The sequence below is a fragment of the Klebsiella pasteurii genome (assembly GCF_018139045.1).
GTDB lineage: Bacteria > Pseudomonadota > Gammaproteobacteria > Enterobacterales > Enterobacteriaceae > Klebsiella > Klebsiella grimontii.
This window is the reverse complement of record NZ_CP073236.1, coordinates 2,253,350-2,270,356: the sequence shown is the minus strand read 5'-3', so window position 1 is coordinate 2,270,356 and position 17,007 is coordinate 2,253,350. Positions and strand designations below refer to the sequence as shown.

General features: G+C 58.7%; 16 protein-coding genes. 11 read left to right on the top strand and 5 right to left on the bottom strand.

Annotation, left to right across the window (positions count from 1 at the left end):
* The first annotated feature begins 17 nt into the window (after positions 1-17).
* Genes KCG39_RS10535 through KCG39_RS10520 form a run of 4 tightly spaced genes read left to right on the top strand, consistent with a single transcriptional unit; the run spans position 18 to position 4,714 of the window.
* Complete coding sequence (locus KCG39_RS10535) at positions 18-2,567, top strand: fimbria/pilus outer membrane usher protein (protein WP_004123113.1); 2,550 nt, start codon at positions 18-20, stop codon at positions 2,565-2,567.
* A 19-nt stretch (positions 2,568-2,586) separates the two neighbouring features.
* Positions 2,587-3,627 carry a fimbrial protein gene (locus tag KCG39_RS10530; protein WP_142468009.1) on the top strand — a complete coding sequence of 347 codons (1,041 nt, stop codon included), beginning with the start codon at positions 2,587-2,589 and terminating at the stop codon, positions 3,625-3,627.
* Positions 3,628-3,639: 12 nt separating this feature from the next.
* On the top strand, positions 3,640-4,149 hold the full coding sequence (locus KCG39_RS10525; protein WP_142468008.1) for a fimbrial protein: 510 nt from the start codon (positions 3,640-3,642) through the stop codon (positions 4,147-4,149).
* Between the two features lie 34 nt (positions 4,150-4,183).
* Positions 4,184-4,714, top strand: a complete 531-nt coding sequence (locus KCG39_RS10520) for a tyrosine-type recombinase/integrase (RefSeq protein WP_211811600.1) — start codon at positions 4,184-4,186, stop codon at positions 4,712-4,714.
* Positions 4,715-4,762: 48 nt separating this feature from the next.
* On the opposite strand, the gene rnz is transcribed toward KCG39_RS10520, so the two are convergent.
* The gene (gene rnz, locus KCG39_RS10515) at positions 4,763-5,683 is read right to left on the bottom strand and encodes a ribonuclease Z (protein ID WP_049112318.1); all 921 of its coding nucleotides are present in this window, start codon (positions 5,681-5,683) and stop codon (positions 4,763-4,765) included.
* Positions 5,684-5,742: 59 nt separating this feature from the next.
* Between rnz and KCG39_RS10510 the strand changes: the two genes are divergently transcribed.
* The 7 genes from KCG39_RS10510 to menE all read left to right on the top strand — a co-directional run bounded on the left by KCG39_RS10510 (position 5,743) and on the right by menE (position 13,325).
* Positions 5,743-6,204, top strand: a complete 462-nt coding sequence (locus KCG39_RS10510) for a GNAT family N-acetyltransferase (RefSeq protein WP_004123108.1) — start codon at positions 5,743-5,745, stop codon at positions 6,202-6,204.
* Between the two features lie 97 nt (positions 6,205-6,301).
* Positions 6,302-7,597 carry an isochorismate synthase MenF gene (menF, locus tag KCG39_RS10505; protein ID WP_142468007.1) on the top strand — a complete coding sequence of 432 codons (1,296 nt, stop codon included), beginning with the start codon at positions 6,302-6,304 and terminating at the stop codon, positions 7,595-7,597.
* A 77-nt stretch (positions 7,598-7,674) separates the two neighbouring features.
* On the top strand, positions 7,675-9,345 hold the full coding sequence (menD, locus tag KCG39_RS10500; protein WP_142468006.1) for a 2-succinyl-5-enolpyruvyl-6-hydroxy-3-cyclohexene-1-carboxylic-acid synthase: 1,671 nt from the start codon (positions 7,675-7,677) through the stop codon (positions 9,343-9,345).
* Positions 9,342-10,100 carry a 2-succinyl-6-hydroxy-2,4-cyclohexadiene-1-carboxylate synthase gene (gene menH / locus KCG39_RS10495; RefSeq protein ID WP_004123103.1) on the top strand — a complete coding sequence of 253 codons (759 nt, stop codon included), beginning with the start codon at positions 9,342-9,344 and terminating at the stop codon, positions 10,098-10,100. The genes menD and menH overlap by 4 nt, the downstream gene beginning before the upstream one ends.
* A 14-nt stretch (positions 10,101-10,114) precedes the next feature.
* The gene (menB, locus tag KCG39_RS10490) at positions 10,115-10,972 is read left to right on the top strand and encodes a 1,4-dihydroxy-2-naphthoyl-CoA synthase (protein WP_004123101.1); all 858 of its coding nucleotides are present in this window, start codon (positions 10,115-10,117) and stop codon (positions 10,970-10,972) included.
* Positions 10,972-11,937 carry an o-succinylbenzoate synthase gene (gene menC, locus KCG39_RS10485; RefSeq protein ID WP_112165591.1) on the top strand — a complete coding sequence of 322 codons (966 nt, stop codon included), beginning with the start codon at positions 10,972-10,974 and terminating at the stop codon, positions 11,935-11,937. The genes menB and menC overlap by 1 nt, the downstream gene beginning before the upstream one ends.
* The gene (gene menE, locus KCG39_RS10480) at positions 11,934-13,325 is read left to right on the top strand and encodes an o-succinylbenzoate--CoA ligase (protein WP_049114238.1); all 1,392 of its coding nucleotides are present in this window, start codon (positions 11,934-11,936) and stop codon (positions 13,323-13,325) included. The genes menC and menE overlap by 4 nt, the downstream gene beginning before the upstream one ends.
* On the opposite strand, the gene KCG39_RS10475 is transcribed toward menE, so the two are convergent.
* The 4 genes from KCG39_RS10475 to KCG39_RS10460 form a co-directional block, all read right to left on the bottom strand.
* Positions 13,302-13,925, bottom strand: coding sequence for a DUF2238 domain-containing protein (locus KCG39_RS10475; protein ID WP_004123096.1), 624 nt, complete (start codon positions 13,923-13,925; stop codon positions 13,302-13,304). The two genes, menE and KCG39_RS10475, sit on opposite strands and share 24 nt — an antisense overlap.
* Before the next feature lie 105 nt (positions 13,926-14,030).
* Entirely contained in the window at positions 14,031-15,551 is a 1,521-nt protein-coding gene (locus KCG39_RS10470; protein ID WP_004123094.1) for a tripartite tricarboxylate transporter permease, read from the bottom strand.
* An 11-nt stretch (positions 15,552-15,562) separates the two neighbouring features.
* Entirely contained in the window at positions 15,563-15,994 is a 432-nt protein-coding gene (locus KCG39_RS10465) for a tripartite tricarboxylate transporter TctB family protein (RefSeq protein WP_004123092.1), read from the bottom strand.
* A gap of 15 nt (positions 15,995-16,009) precedes the next feature.
* Positions 16,010-16,984, bottom strand: coding sequence for a Bug family tripartite tricarboxylate transporter substrate binding protein (locus KCG39_RS10460; protein WP_369894088.1), 975 nt, complete (start codon positions 16,982-16,984; stop codon positions 16,010-16,012).
* Positions 16,985-17,007 lie beyond the last annotated feature (23 nt).

Genomic DNA, 17,007 nt, shown 5'->3' with positions numbered 1-17,007 from the left:
AGGGAGTTCCAGAGAAAATGAAGAATAATCATAATAAATGGCGGCTTAACCGGATAGCCGGCGCTCTGGCCGTTGCGCTGCTACCGCTGAGTGATGAGGTCCTGGCGCGGGATGTTTTTAACCCGGCACTGTTGGAAATGGATGGCCCCCATACGGGCGTCAGGGATTTATCCGCTTATGAGCAGGCGGGCGGGCAGCTGCCGGGCACCTATCGGGTAGATATTTATCTTAACAACGTTTTTATGGATACCCGCGATGTGGCGTTTCAGCAGAGCAAAGGCCCGGGAGCTACGGAATTGCAGCCTTGCCTGACGGTAGAAGAGCTTGCCGCATGGGGCGTGCGCGTCGTCCAATTTCCTGAATTAGGGCACAAGTCACCCCACTGCGCGGATATTAGCGTTATACCGCAGGCAAAAGCCGATTTTCGCTTCAGCCAGCAGCGCCTGCTACTAAGCTTTCCTCAGGCGGCGGTGTCCAGCGCAGCCCGAGGCTGGGTAGATCCGAAACAGTGGGATGACGGAGTGACGGCGCTGCTGCTCAATTACTCGTTTAGCGGGGCAAATAACTGGTCACGCCAGAACGATACGCCGGACAGCGATAACCAATACGTTAACCTGCGTCCCGGAATCAACATCGGGCCGTGGCGTCTGCGGAACTACACGACCTGGGCGCGCAGCAGCAGCGGTGGAGAATCCAATAATAGTTGGGACACGGTATATACCTATGCGCAGCGCAGCATCAATGCGCTACAGGGGGTGATGACGCTGGGCGATAGCAGCACGGATGCCGATGTTTTTGAGGGCGTTCCCTTCCGTGGGGCGATGCTGGCTTCCGATGACGATATGCTGCCGGAAAGCCTGCGCGGCTATGCGCCCGTCGTTCGCGGGATTGCGCGTACTAATGCTCAGGTCATTATTCGCCAGAACGGCTATGAGATTTACCAGACCTACGTTGCGCCTGGCGCTTTTGAAATCACCGATATGTACCCGACCGGCGGTTCCGGTGATTTAGCCGTCACCATCAAAGAAGCGGATGGCAGCGAGCAGAATCTGATCGTGCCTTACGCTTCGCTCCCGGTCCTGCAGCGCGAAGGGCGCCTGAAATATAGCGTCACCTCTGGCGTATATCGCGCCTACGACAACAGCATTGACGAAACGCCTCTCAGCCAGGCGACGGCGATTTACGGCTTGCCCTGGGGGTTAACCCTTTACGGCGGCGGCCAGTTTAGCAGCAAATACCAGTCGGTGGCGTTGGGTATGGGGAAAAACCTCGGTGAACTGGGCGCCGTCTCGACCGATATCATCCAGGCCTGGTCGACAAGACAGGATAAAGAGAAAGAGAGCGGGCAGTCGGTACGTGTCCGTTACAGCAAAGACCTTCCTGGTTTGGGAACCAACGTGAGTCTGGCAGGGTATCGCTATGCGACCAGCGGTTTCTGGGATATGCAGGAAGTGCTGGATACCTATCGGGATGACACCTACACGCCTTCTATTGAACGGCGGCGCAATCGGGGAGAGGTCACGGTCAGCCAGAGCCTGGGCGAAGAGTTGGGATCGCTGTCGCTGAGCTATATCCGCGAAGACTACTGGAACAGCGGTCGCACCATGGAGTCCGTTGGCGTTGGATATAACAACAGCTGGCACGGCATCAGCTATAGCATGAACTACAGCTATAACCGCAACACTACCGACCAGAACACCGGTAAGCGTAATGACGAAGACCACCTTTTCGCCCTGAGCATCAGCGTGCCGCTGGGGGAATGGCTGCCGAAGCCGGTTTATGCCAACTACTCCCTGAACAGCAGCAAAAATGGCTCAACCAGCAATAACCTGGGTCTCTCCGGCACCTTGCTGGAGCGTAACAACCTGAGCTGGAGCGTACAGGAAGGCTATACCAGCCAGGGAAGAGGGGAGAGCGGTAGCCTCAACGCAGACTGGCGGGCGACCTACGCTGAGATTACCGGCGGCTACAGCCATGATAAATACAGCCATCGTCTGAACTACGCCCTGCGCGGCGGAGCGCTGGTGCATGAAAACGGCCTGACGCTGGGGCAGCCTTTCGGCGAAACCGTTGCGTTAATCAAGGCGCCCGGCGCCGCGGGCGTCGGCGTGAATAGCCAGACCGGGGTCAGAACCGACTGGCGGGGCTACACCGTTGTACCTTACGCCTCGCCGTATCGTAAGAATATCCTGACGCTCGATACCACGACGATGCCGGATGATGTCGACCTCGAATTGGCGACTCAGACCGTTGTGCCTACCCGTGGGGCGGTGGTTCGCGCAAATTATGCCACCAGCGTGGGTAATCGGGTGCTGATGACGGTGCGTCAGGAGAGTGGACAGCTTCTCCCTTTCGGCGCCATGGTCAGCGTCCCAGGGACTGCGTCATCTGAGCAGGCTTTTATCGTTGGAGATGGCGGACAGGTCTACCTGACCGGGCTGGAATCTAACGGCATTCTTAACGCGAAGTGGGGCGCCGGGACGCAGGAACGCTGCCAGATCCACTATACGCTGCCGTCAGCAAAACAACTTACCGGCATCATTGTAGCCCAGGCGCTTTGCCGTTAATCGAAAGGATGCAGAGACAATGAAACGATTTTCATGGGGAATAGTAGCGGGCCTGACGGCGCTGGCGATATCGCCGCAGGCGATGGCGACATCCGGGTGGTGTCAGACGAATAGCGGGAGTGTTTTTCAGGACAGTTTTTCTTTTACTGAAACATTTACTAATCCCTCGCAAAACCAGGCAGGGATGGAGTTTCTTCGTGTATATGAATGGAATACCGGGGGAACGTATCAGGCGAGGTGTGAATGTGATGCGACCACGCTTAATACATCGACTTTTTTTAAAACGACAATACCTGGCCTTGCTGCAACGCAAACGCGAAATGGCTTAAATTATTATCGTCTGAATCCATACCTGGAAATCGCTAGTGAGCTATATATCGCCGGAAAATTAAACCAGTTTGTGCCGACGCCGGTACTGGATAAGAGTAACAATTACATTAACTCATTCCCATGTAATACCACAGGTACAATTTTTGACACCGGTTCGAAAGGGTATATTTCACTCTATTTTACCCGGCCGTTTGTTGGCCGGGTGACAATTCCCCCGACGATAATCCTCAATGTTTATGGGACGCGAAAGAAGGGGAGCTATAGCGCTACTCCGATGACCCAAATCACCATGAACGGTTCGGTTACGGTTCCGCAATCGTGTGAGATAAATACCGGTCAACCGATTAACATTGATTTTGGCGATATTGCCGCCAACCACTTTAAAACAATAAATCAGATGCCCACAGGATTCACCCCGCACACGGTAAATATGACGGTGGCGTGCACCAACATTTCCGCCGGGGTAAAAATAGCGCTCTCATTCCAGGGCGCGGCCGATACCCACGACAGCACTGCGCTGGCGACTACCAATAGCGATATTGCGGTGCGCATTGAAAATATTACCGGCGTCAAAATACCCGTTATTTCAGGGATGCTGCCGGTCAGTTTTAATTACCCGAGCCAGAGTGGGGACACGACCATGAAAATCTATCCGATTAATACCACGGGGCATTTACCCGGCGGAGGTGGATTTACCGCTACGGCGACCATTCAGGCAGAAATTGAATAGCAGGAGTGAATAATGAAAAAGGCGCTATGGCTGGTATTATTGCTACCCGTTTTTTCATCTTCGGGCGGGGTCCCTTTGAATGTTAAGGGCAATATTTATTACCTCCCCTGTGACGTAAGTACCGATACGCAATATCAAGAGGTGAATTTCGGCCCGCTTCCAAATATCGACTTTCAAACGCCCGGCAACGCTTCTGAGTGGAAAACTTTTTACCTGAATGTCGAAAATTGTCCGGCCGGGACTACGAAAGCCACGGTAAAATTTGATGGTGTGACGGACGACGACGATGCCACACATTTCGCCAATATGGCCGCCAGCGACGCGGCGCAGTATATCGCGCTGCAAATAACCAGCAGCGATCATTCTACAACCTATAAAAATCAGGATCAGATGAGCATTGCTATCAACGGAAGCACCGGAAAAGGTATTTTCCCGCTGGCTGCCCGTTTATATTCAACCCGGGGTAGTGCAAAGGTGGGTAAATTTGAGTCTGTCGTACAGCTGACGTTTACCTATCAGTAACCTTATAAGCTAAATGGATGAAAAGGAATGGCGTATGCAGGAAGATACGGAATATCTGAGCGTAAAGGATGTTGAGCGTCTGGTACTTGCCGCACATTATTGTGCTCACCCGGAAAGAAATAGCTGCATGATCCAAATGTGCTTTTTGCACGGTTGCCGAATTAATGAAATTACCGCTCTGACTTTGCAGGATATCGATCTACCGCGGAAAAGGGTTTATATCCGCCGAGCGCGTCACGGTATCTCAGGTTATCACCCTTTACAGCCAAAAGAGGTTGTCTCGTTACAGCGCTGGCTGCTGGCCAGAGAGTGTTATCCTGCTCATAATGATTTGCTGTTTATCTCCTCCCGGGGAAACCAGATGACTCGCCAGCGTTTCTATCAAATTATTCGTGAGTGCTGCGGGCTGGCGAAGCTAAAGCAAAATATTCACCCGCGGATGCTGCGCCATGCCTGCGGCTATGAACTGGGGAAAAAAGGTATTGATGACGACTCTATCCAGGATTACCTGGGTTATCGGAATTTGAAATCTATCCTGCGTTATAACAGCTACGTTGAAGAGTAGCTGGCGGCGCATTCGCGGCTTTTTTATCTGCCGCGTTACGCCTCTTTTTTATTCTACGGTATAGACCATGAAATCTTCCGCCAGCACGGTAGACGGGAATATCTCTTGGCATTCTGCCAGCAGACGCTGGCAGCCTTCAGCGTCATAGCGAGAACTAAAATGCGTGGCGATAAGGGTACCGACGCCAGCGTCGTGCGCCAGCGCGGCGGTTTGCTGGCTGGTTGAATGCCCGCGGCTGTTCGCTTTTTCCGCCATCGCCTGTTCGAGCGTCACCTCATGGACCATAACATCCACGCCGCGGGCCAGCTCCAGCGCCGCCGGGCAGGGGGCGGTATCGCCGAAAATTGCCAGCTTCTTACCCGGCGTCGTAGGGCCGAGATAGCGTCTACCGTCAATCATACGTCCATCTTCCAGCTCAACCGTCAACCCCTGTTTTAAGCGCTGGAACAACGGACCGGGGGGCACGCCTTCGGCGATAAGCTGAGCGGCATCAAGGGTACCCGGCTTATCATGCTGTTCGATACGATAGCCGTAGCATTCGACCGGATGGTTTAACGGCCAGGCGGTAACCCGAAAGCCAGCTTCATCAAGCACCAGCCCCGGCTCGACTTCGACGATAGCCAACGGGTAATCGGTCCAGGAACCGCTCAGGCGCAGCGCGGTTTCCACAAACTCTTTAAGCCCCTTTGGCCCGTACAGCGTCAGCGGCAGAGTATTGCCCTGCATCGAGCGGCTGCACAGCAGGCCGGGGAGGCCGAAAAGGTGATCGCCATGTAAGTGGGTGATAAAAATCTTGTTCAGTTTGCCGGGGTGACAGGCGGTGCGCAGAAACTGATGCTGAGTTCCCTCTCCGCAGTCGAACAGCCACATCTCCGCCATTGTTGGCTGTTGCAAATTCAGCACTATCGACGTCATATTACGCGTACGGGTCGGCACGCCAGCGGATGTCCCCAAAAAAAGTAATTCCATCGTCCAGTATCCTCAGGGCGTGGGTCAAAAAGTAAAGTATACCAACTAAGGAACCGCAGATGATGACATGGCAGGATCTTCACCACGCCGAACTGACCGTCCCCCAGCTATATGCTGTGCTGAAATTACGCTGTGCGGTGTTTGTTGTCGAACAATCCTGCGTCTATCAGGACGTCGACGGCGATGATCTGGTGGGAGAGAACCGCCATCTTCTCGGCTGGCGCGGCGATGAACTGGTGGCCTACGCGCGCATTCTCAAGAGCGATGACGAGTTTGAACCGGTAGTGATTGGCCGGGTGATTGTCAGCCCGGCGGCGCGCGGCGAGAAGCTGGGTTATCAGTTGATGGAACAGGCGTTGGCCAGCTGCCGTCAACACTGGCCGCAAAAGGCCATCTATCTTGGCGCCCAGGCGCACCTGCAAAAATTCTACGCCAGCTTCGGTTTTGTGCCGGTGACCGAGGTTTACGACGAGGACGGCATCGACCATATCGGCATGGCGTACGAAATCGCCACCCACTGACCGTCGCGCGAATTAAAAACCGCTCCCTCATCGTGGGTACTGCTATTCCTCAGTAGTACCCCGTATAATGTGGGGTTTTTACTCCGTGGAGGTTCGCGTGCTGTCTGTTTCCACCGCGCTGGAAAGCCTATACCGCTGCCTGGATGAAGCGTTCCCGCCATCGCCCGGCACGCGAATTTTCGATGTTCCCTTTGCGCTGAATGACGCTTTTGATCCGCTGCTGTGGTGCGGTCATCAGCGGCAGTGGCCGCAGTTCTACTGGCAGCAGCGCAGCGGCGATGAAGAGCTGGCGGCGCTGGGGGCGGTAAAAACCTTTGCTTCCCTGACGCTGGCGCACGCTTTTTTGCGCCAGCAGGGGCGTGATGACCTGCGAATTTGCGGCCTTAACGCCTTTCATCCTCAGCGGGGTTTGCTGCTATTGCCGAGGCTGGAGTGGCGTCGCCTGGGCGGCAGCGCCACGCTGCGTCTGGCGCTATCCAGCGAGACGTCGCTTTGCGACGATGCCCGCGCGGCGCGTGAATTTCTCGATTCTCTGGTGGCGAAACAGGCGCAACCTACTGCGGTGCCCTCTCTGCTTAGCGAACAGCATTTCCCGGCTTATCCGCAGTGGCGAGGGCTGATTACGCAGGCGACGCAGGCGATAGCGGCGGGGGAAATGGACAAAGTGGTCCTGGCTCGCGCCACCGATTTGCATTTCGCCGCGCCGTTAAACGCCGGATCGATTATGGCCGCCAGCCGCCGCAGTAACCTCAACTGCTTCCACTTCCTGATGGCCTTCAACCCGAGAGAGGCATTCGTGGGTTCAACGCCGGAACGGCTGTGGCGGCGGCGCGGCGCGCTATTACGTACCGAAGCGCTGGCGGGAACCGTCGCCGGCGATGCGGACGATCGGCAGGCCCAGCGTTTGGGCAACTGGCTGATGGGCGACGATAAGAATCAGCGCGAAAATATGCTGGTGGTAGAGGATATCTGTCAGCGGATGCAAGGTGAGACGCGCGCGCTGGAAGTGCTGCCGCCGCAGATTGTCCGTTTGCGTAAAGTTCAGCATCTGCGGCGCTGCATATGGGCCGAGCTGGACAACCCCGATGATGCCCGCTGTCTTCATCTGCTCCAGCCCACGGCGGCGGTCGCGGGTTTGCCGCGCCAGGTGGCGCTGGATTTTATCAGCCGTCATGAGCTTTTTACCCGCGGCTGGTATGCAGGCTCCGCCGGCTATCTGTCGCTGGCGCAAAGCGAATTTTGCGTCTCTCTGCGTTCGGCGAAAGTCGAAAACCATACGCTCAGACTGTACGCCGGGGCGGGGATCGTCAGCGGCTCCGACCCTGAGCAGGAGTGGCAGGAAATTGAAAATAAAGCCGCAGGATTGCGTTCGTTACTGCTTACAGAAACATAGATAAAACGATGCATATCAAAACGGCAACAGTCTGCTTTATCTATACTTAGCCTCAATATTTGATACTGGACAAATTCATGTCAGTAAGCGCATTTAACCGACGCTGGGCGGCGGTGATCCTTGAAGCTTTGACGCGCCACGGCGTGCAGCACATCTGCATTGCGCCCGGATCGCGCTCGACGCCTTTAACCCTGGCGGCGGCGGAAAACCGCGCGTTTATTCACCATACCCACTTTGACGAACGCGGTCTTGGCCATCTGGCGCTAGGACTGGCGAAAGCCAGCGGCCAGCCGGTGGCGGTGATTGTGACCTCCGGTACCGCGACGGCCAACCTCTATCCGGCGCTGATTGAAGCCGGGCTGACCGGCGAAAAACTCATTTTGCTGACCGCCGACCGGCCGCCGGAGCTGATCGACTGCGGGGCGAATCAGGCCATACGCCAGCCGGGCATGTTCGCCTCGCATCCGTCGCACACAATATCCCTTCCGCGCCCGTCGCAGGATATCTCCTCCCGCTGGCTGGTCTCGACCCTCGACCAGGCGCTCGGCGCGCTGCATGGCGGCGCCGTTCATATTAACTGTCCGTTTGCCGAACCGCTGTACGGCGATATGGACGACAACGGCGCCGAGTGGCAGCGGCAGCTTGGCGACTGGTGGCAGAGCGATAAGCCCTGGCTGCGCCAGTCTCTGCAGACCTCGAGCGAAAAGCAGCGCGACTGGTTTTTCTGGCGCCAAAAACGCGGCGTAGTGGTCGCCGGGCGGATGAGCGCGGAAGAGGGCGTAAAGGTTGCCGAGTGGGCGAAAACGCTCGGCTGGCCGCTGATTGGCGATGTGCTCTCGCAAACCGGGCAGCCGCTTCCCTGCGCCGATCTGTGGCTCGGCAACGGAAACGCGGTCAGCGAACTGGCGCAGGCGCAAATCATTGTCCAACTGGGCAGCAGCCTGACCAGCAAGCGCGTTTTGCAGTGGCAGGCCACCTGCGAACCCGAAGAATACTGGCTGGTGGACAACCTACCGGGGCGTCTGGATCCTGCCCAGCATCGTGGTCGTCGCCTGGTCTGCGCCATCGACCGCTGGCTTGAGCTGCACCCGGCGGAAAAACGCCAGCCGTGGGCCGTCATTATTCCTGAACTGGCGCGCCAGGCCTGGCAGGCGGCGGTCGCCAGCAGCGAGGCGTTCGGCGAGGCCCAGCTGGCGCAGCGAATCCGGCGCTATCTGCCGGATCAGGGCCAGCTGTTTGTCGGCAACAGCCTGGCGGTACGTTTAATTGACGCGCTGTCGCAGCTACCGGCAGGTTACCCGGTCTACAGCAATCGCGGGGCCAGCGGAATCGACGGCCTACTGGCGACGGCGGCCGGGGTGCAGCGCGCCAGCGCGCGCCCTACGCTGGCTATCGTCGGCGATCTGTCGGCGCTTTACGATCTCAACTCGCTGGCGCTACTGCGTCAGGCTTCAGCGCCGATGGTGCTGATTGTCGTCAACAATAACGGCGGGCAGATTTTTTCCCTACTGCCCACGCCGCAGGAGCAGCGAAGCCAGTTCTATCTGATGCCGCAGAATATCCATTTCGCGCACGCGGCGGCGATGTTCGATCTGACTTATCATCGCCCTGCGGACTGGAATGAACTGGAACAGGCGCTGGACGTTGCCTGGCGAGCCCCCGGCGCGACGCTGATTGAGCTGGTGGTCAACGAAACCGACGGTACGCAAACTTTGCAGCGGCTGCTGGCCCAGGTGAGTCAGCTATGATCCTCCACGCGCTGGCCGAACGCGGCCAGCCGGGCCATCCCTGGCTGGTCTTTTTGCACGGTTTTTCTGGCGATTGTCGCGAATGGCTGACGGTCGGGCAGGCGTTCGGCGCGTATTCGCGTCTCTATATTGACCTGCCGGGCCACGGCGGTTCAGCGAAAATTGCGGCAAACAGCCTGGCCGAGGTTAGTCATCTTATTGAGAAAACGCTTAATAGTTACAACATACTTAAGTACTGGCTGGTGGGTTACTCCCTCGGCGGACGGGTGGCAATGTACTTTGCCTGCCAGCCGCGCGAAGGGCTCTGCGGGCTGGTTGTTGAGGGAGGGCATCCGGGGTTAGCGGATGAAAACCAACGCTTGTTGCGCCGTCGCAACGATGCCGCCTGGGCGGAACGCTTTCGCCGCGAGCCGCTGACCCAGGTGTTTGCCGACTGGTATCAGCAACCGGTCTTTGCTTCCCTTGATGCAGCGCAGCGGGCGGCGCTGATTGCGCTACGCAGCCGCAATAACGGCGGTACGCTGGCGGCAATGCTGCAGGCCAGTTCGCTGGCTGAACAGCCCGATCTGCGCGAGGCGTTACGGGCGCGCGAGTTCCCTTTTCACTACCTTTGCGGCGAACGCGACAGCAAGTTTCGCGCCATCGCCGATGAGCTATCGGCCACCACGCACGTGATTAATCATGCCGGACACAACGCGCATCGGGAAAACCCCGGTGCAGTCGTAGCTTGTCTGGCGCAGTTTTTAGCGAGTTAACTGAAGGACACTTTATGATCTCTCTTGATGAAGCAATGCTTTACGCCCCGATTGAATGGCAGGACTGCTCCGAAGGCTACACCGACATTCGTTACCAAAAATCGGCGGACGGGATTGCCAAAATCACCATCAACCGCCCACAGGTACGCAACGCATTTCGTCCGCTGACCGTCAAAGAGATGATTCAGGCGCTGGCGGATGCCCGCTATGACGACAATATCGGCGTCATCGTGCTGACCGGTGAAGGCGATAAAGCGTTTTGCGCCGGCGGCGATCAGAAGGTCCGCGGCGACTACGGCGGCTATCAGGATGATTCCGGCGTTCATCACCTTAACGTTCTCGATTTCCAGCGTCAGATCCGCACCTGCCCGAAACCGGTGGTGGCGATGGTTGCGGGTTATTCCATCGGCGGTGGCCACGTCCTGCATATGATGTGCGATCTGACCATCGCGGCGGAAAACGCTATCTTTGGTCAGACCGGCCCAAAAGTCGGCTCTTTCGACGGCGGCTGGGGCGCCTCCTATATGGCGCGCATCGTCGGGCAGAAAAAAGCCCGTGAGATCTGGTTCCTGTGCCGCCAGTACGACGCGCAGCAGGCGCTGGATATGGGTCTGGTCAATACCGTGGTGCCGCTGGCGGATCTGGAAAAAGAGACCGTGCGCTGGTGCCGGGAAATGCTGCAAAACAGCCCGATGGCGCTGCGCTGCCTGAAGGCGGCGCTGAACGCCGACTGCGACGGTCAGGCGGGACTGCAGGAGCTGGCGGGTAACGCCACCATGCTGTTTTACATGACCGAAGAGGGTCAGGAAGGGCGCAACGCTTTCAATCAGAAGCGTCAGCCGGACTTCAGCAAATTTAAACGGAATCCGTAATGCGGCAGGCGCAGGTCTACCGCTGGCAGCTACCGATGGATGCGGGAGTGGTGCTGCGTGAACGGCGGTTAAAAACCCGCGATGGTTTGCTTCTGCGCCTGCGCGACGGCGAGCGCGAAGGCTGGGGGGAAATTTCTCCCCTGCCGGGATTCAGCCTGGAAACGCTGGATGAGGCGGAGACGGTGCTGTTGGCGTGGGCAAGCGCCTGGCGCGATGGCGAGGGCGGCGCGCTGCCGACCCTGCCGTCAGCGGCTTTCGGCGCGAGCTGCGCGTTGGCGGAACTGTGCGGCGAGCTGCCGCAGACGGCGGATTATCGCGCGGCGCCGCTCTGTTCCGGCGACCCGGACGAGCTGTTCGCCAGGCTTTCGCTGATGCCCGGCGAGAAGGTCGCCAAGGTCAAAGTCGGCCTGTATGAGGCGGTGCGCGACGGCATGGTGGTCAATCTACTGCTGGAGGCGATTCCCGATCTGACGCTGCGCCTCGACGCTAACCGCGCCTGGACGCCGCTGAAAGCGCAGCAGTTCGCTAAATATGTTAATCCGCACTATCGCAGCCGCATCGCCTTTCTCGAAGAACCCTGTAAAAACCGCGACGATTCACGCGCTTTTGCGAAAGAAACGGGTATCGCTATTGCCTGGGATGAGAGCCTGCGCGAGGCGGACTTTAGCTTTGCCGCCGAGCCGGGGCTGCGGGCGGTAGTGATTAAACCGACGTTGACCGGCAGCCTGCAAAAAGTGCGGCAGCAGGTGGCGCAGGCGCATGCGCTGGGGCTGACGGCGGTCATCAGCTCATCCATTGAGTCGAGCCTTGGCCTGACGCAACTGGCGCGAATCGCCGCCTGGCTGACCCCAAACACGATACCCGGTCTGGACACCCTGAGCCTGATGCGTGCCCAACTGGTGCGCCGTTGGCCGGAAAGCGATCTGCCGTGTCTGAACGTTGATGACCTGGAGCCGCTGCTGTGACCTTTAGCGACTGGCCCTGGCGCCACTGGCGGCGGCTGCGGGAAGAGGCTCAGGCGCTGCGCCTGAACGAGCGGCGGCTAAGCTGGCGGGAGCTGTGCGCGCAAATTGATGCGCTGGCGGCGGGATTTCACGCCCGGGGCGTTCGCGACGGCGATGGCGTGCTGCTTCGTGCTTACAACCAGCCCGATGCTCTGCTGGCGTGGCTGGCCCTCCTGCAGTGCGGCGCGCGCGTCCTGCCGCTGAATCCTCAGTTGCCGGCTCCTCAGCTGGCGGAACTGCTGCCGTCTTTGGGTCTGCGCCACGCGCTGGTGCTAAACGGCGGCGACCTTCCGGCGGCGCTTAATCCATTAGCGTTGCACGCCGGCGACGGCGTCCACGCGGTCGACTGGCGAGAAGATCGTATCGCGTCCATGACGCTAACCTCGGGGTCGACGGGACTACCGAAAGCGGCGGTGCACGCTTTTCGCGCCCATCTTGCCAGCGCAGAAGGCGTGCTGGCGATGATACCCTTTGCGCAGCAGGACGACTGGCTGCTGTCGCTGCCGCTGTTTCACGTTTCCGGCCAGGGTATTCTCTGGCGCTGGCTGTTTGCTGGCGCAGGCCTGACGGTACGCGACAAGCAGCCGCTGGAACACGCTTTACGCGGTTGTACCCACGCCTCCCTGGTACCGACTCAGCTTTGGCGTCTGCTTAACGGCGACGCCAGGGTGTCGTTAAAAGCGGTTCTGCTCGGCGGCGCGGCGATTCCGGTGGCGCTAACCGAGCAGGCCGGTCAGCGCGGTATCCGCTGCTGGTGCGGCTACGGGCTAACCGAGTTTGCCTCGACGGTATGCGCCAAGGAGGCGGACGGCCTGGCGGACGTCGGGCGGCCACTGCCGGGGCGCGAACTGCGGATTGTCGACGGTGAGGTCTGGCTGCGGTCGGACAGCATGGCTGAAGGCTACTGGCGCGATGAGCAAATAGTTCCACTGGTTAATGAACACGGCTGGTTTGCTACCCGCGATCGCGGCAGGCTTGATAACGGCAATCTGACCATTCTCGGAAGAATGGATAATCTCTTTTTCAGCGGCGGGGAGGGCATTCAACCGGAAGAGGTGGAGCGGGTCATTGGCGCTCACCCTTGGATCCAGCAGATTTTTATCGTGCCGCAGGATGACGCGGAGTTTGGCCAGCGGCCGGTGGCGGTGGTGGAGTGCGGCGAGCATTACGACCCGTCCGCGCTGGCGTGCTGGTGCGCCGATAAGCTGGCGCGCTTTCAGCTGCCGGTGCGCTGGCTGCGGTTGCCTGAATCGCTGAAAACCGGCGGCATTAAAATTTCCCGCCGGGCGCTACGTGACTGGGTCAACCAGCAGGCCATACCCGGCTCAGACGCGCTGGACGTTCAGTAGCTGCTTCGTATGCCAGCGGCCCAGCGCAAAAACGGTGGTCAGCGCGCCGAGCAGGGCGCAAAACATATCCGACTGGGTATCCCAGGGATCGCCCTGGGTGCCGAGAAACTCCTCTGCGCCCTGTCCCAGCGCCAGCGCCGCCCACCATTCGATCAGTTCATAGACGGCGCTAATCGCCAGCGCAATACAGCAGACCAAGAAACCGAGCATTTTCCGCCCGTGAACGTAGCCACCGCGCAGCAGAATCTCCCGCGCCGCCAGCGCCGGCACCAGTCCCTGGAAAAAGTGCCCCAGCTTGTCATAGGGGTTACGGCTCAGTCCCAGCCATGCCTGTACGTCAAAACCGATGGGCACTTTCGCATAGGTGTACATGCCGCCGACCATCAAAATGATGGCATGGAAGAAAATCAGCGTGTAAAGCAGCGGCGTCAGCGGATAGCGCGAGCGCGTGGCCAGCAAAAGCGGAACGATGATGATCACCGGCGTGACTTCCATCAGCCAGGTAAGCTTATCCCCCGCGCTGATACCGGTGTAAACAAGAATCAGGGCCAGCGCCAGCGCGGCGAATGTTAACCCCGAACGGGATGCGGCGACGGTCATAACGGATCACCAGAAAGTTAAAACGATAACTATCAGGCAGATGTGGTGGAAATTCAACGTATACCGTCATTGGCGGCGCTGAGCGACCGCCAATGACGTTGAGCATCAGGAGGAGGGCAGATCGCCCTGCGTATTAAGCTGACGTTTGCGCCAGTACCGCAGCAGCGGGGGGACAACAATCACCGCGATGGCCAGAAACAGAAGCGTTTTCGTCACGCCGCTTTGCCACAGAATCGCCACGTTGCCATTGCTGATGGACAGCGCGCGGCGCAGGTTCTGCTCCAGCATCTCTCCCAGCACAAACCCTAAGATCAGCGGCGACATCGGGAAGTGCATCTTACGCATAATGTAGCCCAGCACGCCCAGCCCAACCATCAACAGCAGGTCGAAGGTGGTGCTGTGTACGGCGTAGACGCCGACCGCGGACACGGCGGCGATAGCCGGGGCCAGAAACCATAGCGGTATCGTCAGCATGCGGGTGAACAGGCCGATCAGCGGAATGTTCATAATCAGCAGCATCACGTTGGCGATCAGCAGCGCGGCAATTAACCCCCAGACGATATCCGGCTGTTCGGTAAACATCGCCGGTCCCGGCGTGATGTTGTAGAGGGTCAGGGCGCCCATCATCACCGCGGTGGTCCCGGAGCCGGGAACGCCGAGCGTGAGCATCGGAATAAACGAGCCGCAGGCGGAGGCGTTGTTCGCTGCTTCCGGCGCCGCGACGCCGCGAATATCGCCCTTCCCGAAGGTGTCGCTATTGCCGCTGAGCTTTTTCTCGGTCATATAGGTGATAGCGCTGGCAATGGTCGCCCCTGCGCCCGGCAGAATGCCGACAAAGAAACCCACCACCGATGAGCGCAGGGTCGCGCCCACGCACTGGCCCGCCTCTTTGGCGTTAAACAGCATGCGTCCGGTTTTCCGTACCAGCTTCTGCCCGCCGCTGGTGCTTTCCAGCATCAGCAAAATCTCCGAAACCGAAAAGAGCCCGATCACCACCACGATAAACTGCACGCCATCGGAAAGATGAACGCTGTCGAAAGTGAAGCGGTACACGCCGGTATTGGCATCAACGCCTACCGTCGCCAGCCCCAAACCGATTAACGCGGCGAGAAACGACTTCAGCGGATTTTCCGCCATCATGCTACCAAGGCAGGCGATGGCAAAAATCATCAGGGCGAAATATTCTGCCGGACCGAACGCCAGCGACCACTGCGCCAGCACCGGCGCGAACAGGATGATCCCGCCGATAGCGATCATTGAACCAACAAAGGAGCTCACGGCAGAGATCGACAGCGCTACGCCGCCACGTCCCTGCTGCGCCATCGGATAACCGTCGAGAGCGGTCATAATGGCGGCGGCATCACCGGGGACGTTAAGCAGGATAGACGAAATGCGTCCGCCGTATTCACAACCAATATAGACCGTAGCCAGCAGGATTAACGCTGATTCCGCGGGCAGGTGCAGAGCAAAGGCCAGCGGCAGTAAGATCGCGACACCGTTAATCGGGCCCAGACCCGGCAGGAGACCGACGATAGTGCCCACAAAGCAGCCAATTAGCGCGATGGTCAGGTTGCCCGGCGTCATGGCAACGGCGAAGCCCTGTGATAAATAAATCCAGATATCCATAACCTTCTCCGTTAACTCAACCAGATGCCGAGCGGCAGGGTGACATCAAGCAGGGCGTCAAAGACGTACCACAGCGCGATGCCCATCGCGACGCCGGCTACCCCGGCAGCGGGCAGCGTGGCGCCAAACAGCAGGCCAAACACGGCGGTCAGCAGCGCGGTGGCCAGAGGAAAACCCAGCCACTCAAAACCCCACGCATAGATCCCCAGCGCCACCACCATAGTTAATAGACGTTGTAAAACCCGGCGCCCGGGCCACGTGATAGCGTCGGGCCGACGCAGAAGCAGCAAGACAGAGCACACCAGCATCAGGCCGATAATGCCGACCGGGAAAGGACGTGGGCCGACAGGCTCATAGGCGTATTCGCTGTGAATTTGCCAGGCGATAAACATTCCACCCGCGCAGAGCAGCAGCCACACTCCGGCAAAAATACGATCGCTCATCGCAACCTCCGCAAATTATTTGGCCAGGCCAAAGGATTTCGCCTGCAGGCGATACGCTTCCACCTGTTTTTTGACATAGGCGTCCAGTTCCTTACCGTTCATGTTGAATTCAAACAGGCCGCGCAGCTCGCGCTGCTTTTTGAACGCGTCGGTCTGCTGCAATTTCGTGAACTCATCCACCCACCACTGATAGTCGGCGTCGCTGACTTTCGGACCTACGAAGAAGCCGCGAATAATCGGCCAGACCAGGTCGTAGCCCTGCTCTTTGGCGGTGGGGACATCGGCGAGCGCGCCCGGTAGCCTTTCGTTAGCGAACACCGCCAGCACGCGGATTTTATTGCCCTGGAGATAAGGCACCATTTCGCTGAGATCGCCGGAAACCGCCTGCACGTGATTGCCCAGCAGCGCGGTGACCGGTTCGCCGCCGCCCTCAAAGGCCACGTAGCGCATTTTGTGTGGATCGACGTTCGCTTTTTGCGCCAGCAGCGCCGCTTTCATCCAGTCCTGGCTACCGATTGAGGCGCCAGCGCCGATGACGATACTGGCGGGATTTTTTTCCATCGCCGCCATAAACGACGGCAGGTCTTTCCACGGCGAGTCGGCGCGGACGGCGATCATGCCGTAATCGGTGCCGACGCTGGCCAGCCAGCGCACATCATCCACGCCGTAGCGGCCAAACTTACCCTGCGCCAGGTTGAGCAGCGAGCCGCCGGAGAAAGCGACTACGGTACCGGGTTCGCCGGGGCGCTGGGCGACGATCGCGTTGTAGGCCACTGCCCCTACGCCGCCGGGCATGTAGGTGACGCGCATCGGTTTTTCGATGGCGCCGGTTTCCATCAGGCTGACCTGGATCAGCTTGCAGGTGAGATCGAAGCCGCCGCCGGGCTTGGCGGGCGCGATACATTCGGTACGGGAAGGCGCCTCGGCGGCCAGGGCAGAGGCGGTTAAAAGGCATAATGCAATGGCGCTAGCACGGCGCAGGAATGGCATATTCATAAGCTTCCTCAGTCAGA

Coding starts and splice junctions, on each gene's coding strand:
- menH (WP_004123103.1), top strand. CDS start 9,342: ATGATCCTCCACGCGCTGGCCGAACGCGGCCAGCCGGGCCATCCCTGG.
- KCG39_RS10475 (WP_004123096.1), bottom strand. CDS start 13,925: ATGACCGTCGCCGCATCCCGTTCGGGGTTAACATTCGCCGCGCTGGCG.
- KCG39_RS10510 (WP_004123108.1), top strand. CDS start 5,743: ATGATGACATGGCAGGATCTTCACCACGCCGAACTGACCGTCCCCCAG.
- KCG39_RS10520 (WP_211811600.1), top strand. CDS start 4,184: ATGCAGGAAGATACGGAATATCTGAGCGTAAAGGATGTTGAGCGTCTG.
- menB (WP_004123101.1), top strand. CDS start 10,115: ATGATCTCTCTTGATGAAGCAATGCTTTACGCCCCGATTGAATGGCAG.
- menD (WP_142468006.1), top strand. CDS start 7,675: ATGTCAGTAAGCGCATTTAACCGACGCTGGGCGGCGGTGATCCTTGAA.
- KCG39_RS10465 (WP_004123092.1), bottom strand. CDS start 15,994: ATGAGCGATCGTATTTTTGCCGGAGTGTGGCTGCTGCTCTGCGCGGGT.
- menC (WP_112165591.1), top strand. CDS start 10,972: ATGCGGCAGGCGCAGGTCTACCGCTGGCAGCTACCGATGGATGCGGGA.
- rnz (WP_049112318.1), bottom strand. CDS start 5,683: ATGGAATTACTTTTTTTGGGGACATCCGCTGGCGTGCCGACCCGTACG.
- KCG39_RS10530 (WP_142468009.1), top strand. CDS start 2,587: ATGAAACGATTTTCATGGGGAATAGTAGCGGGCCTGACGGCGCTGGCG.
- KCG39_RS10525 (WP_142468008.1), top strand. CDS start 3,640: ATGAAAAAGGCGCTATGGCTGGTATTATTGCTACCCGTTTTTTCATCT.
- KCG39_RS10535 (WP_004123113.1), top strand. CDS start 18: ATGAAGAATAATCATAATAAATGGCGGCTTAACCGGATAGCCGGCGCT.
- KCG39_RS10470 (WP_004123094.1), bottom strand. CDS start 15,551: ATGGATATCTGGATTTATTTATCACAGGGCTTCGCCGTTGCCATGACG.
- KCG39_RS10460 (WP_369894088.1), bottom strand. CDS start 16,984: ATGCCATTCCTGCGCCGTGCTAGCGCCATTGCATTATGCCTTTTAACC.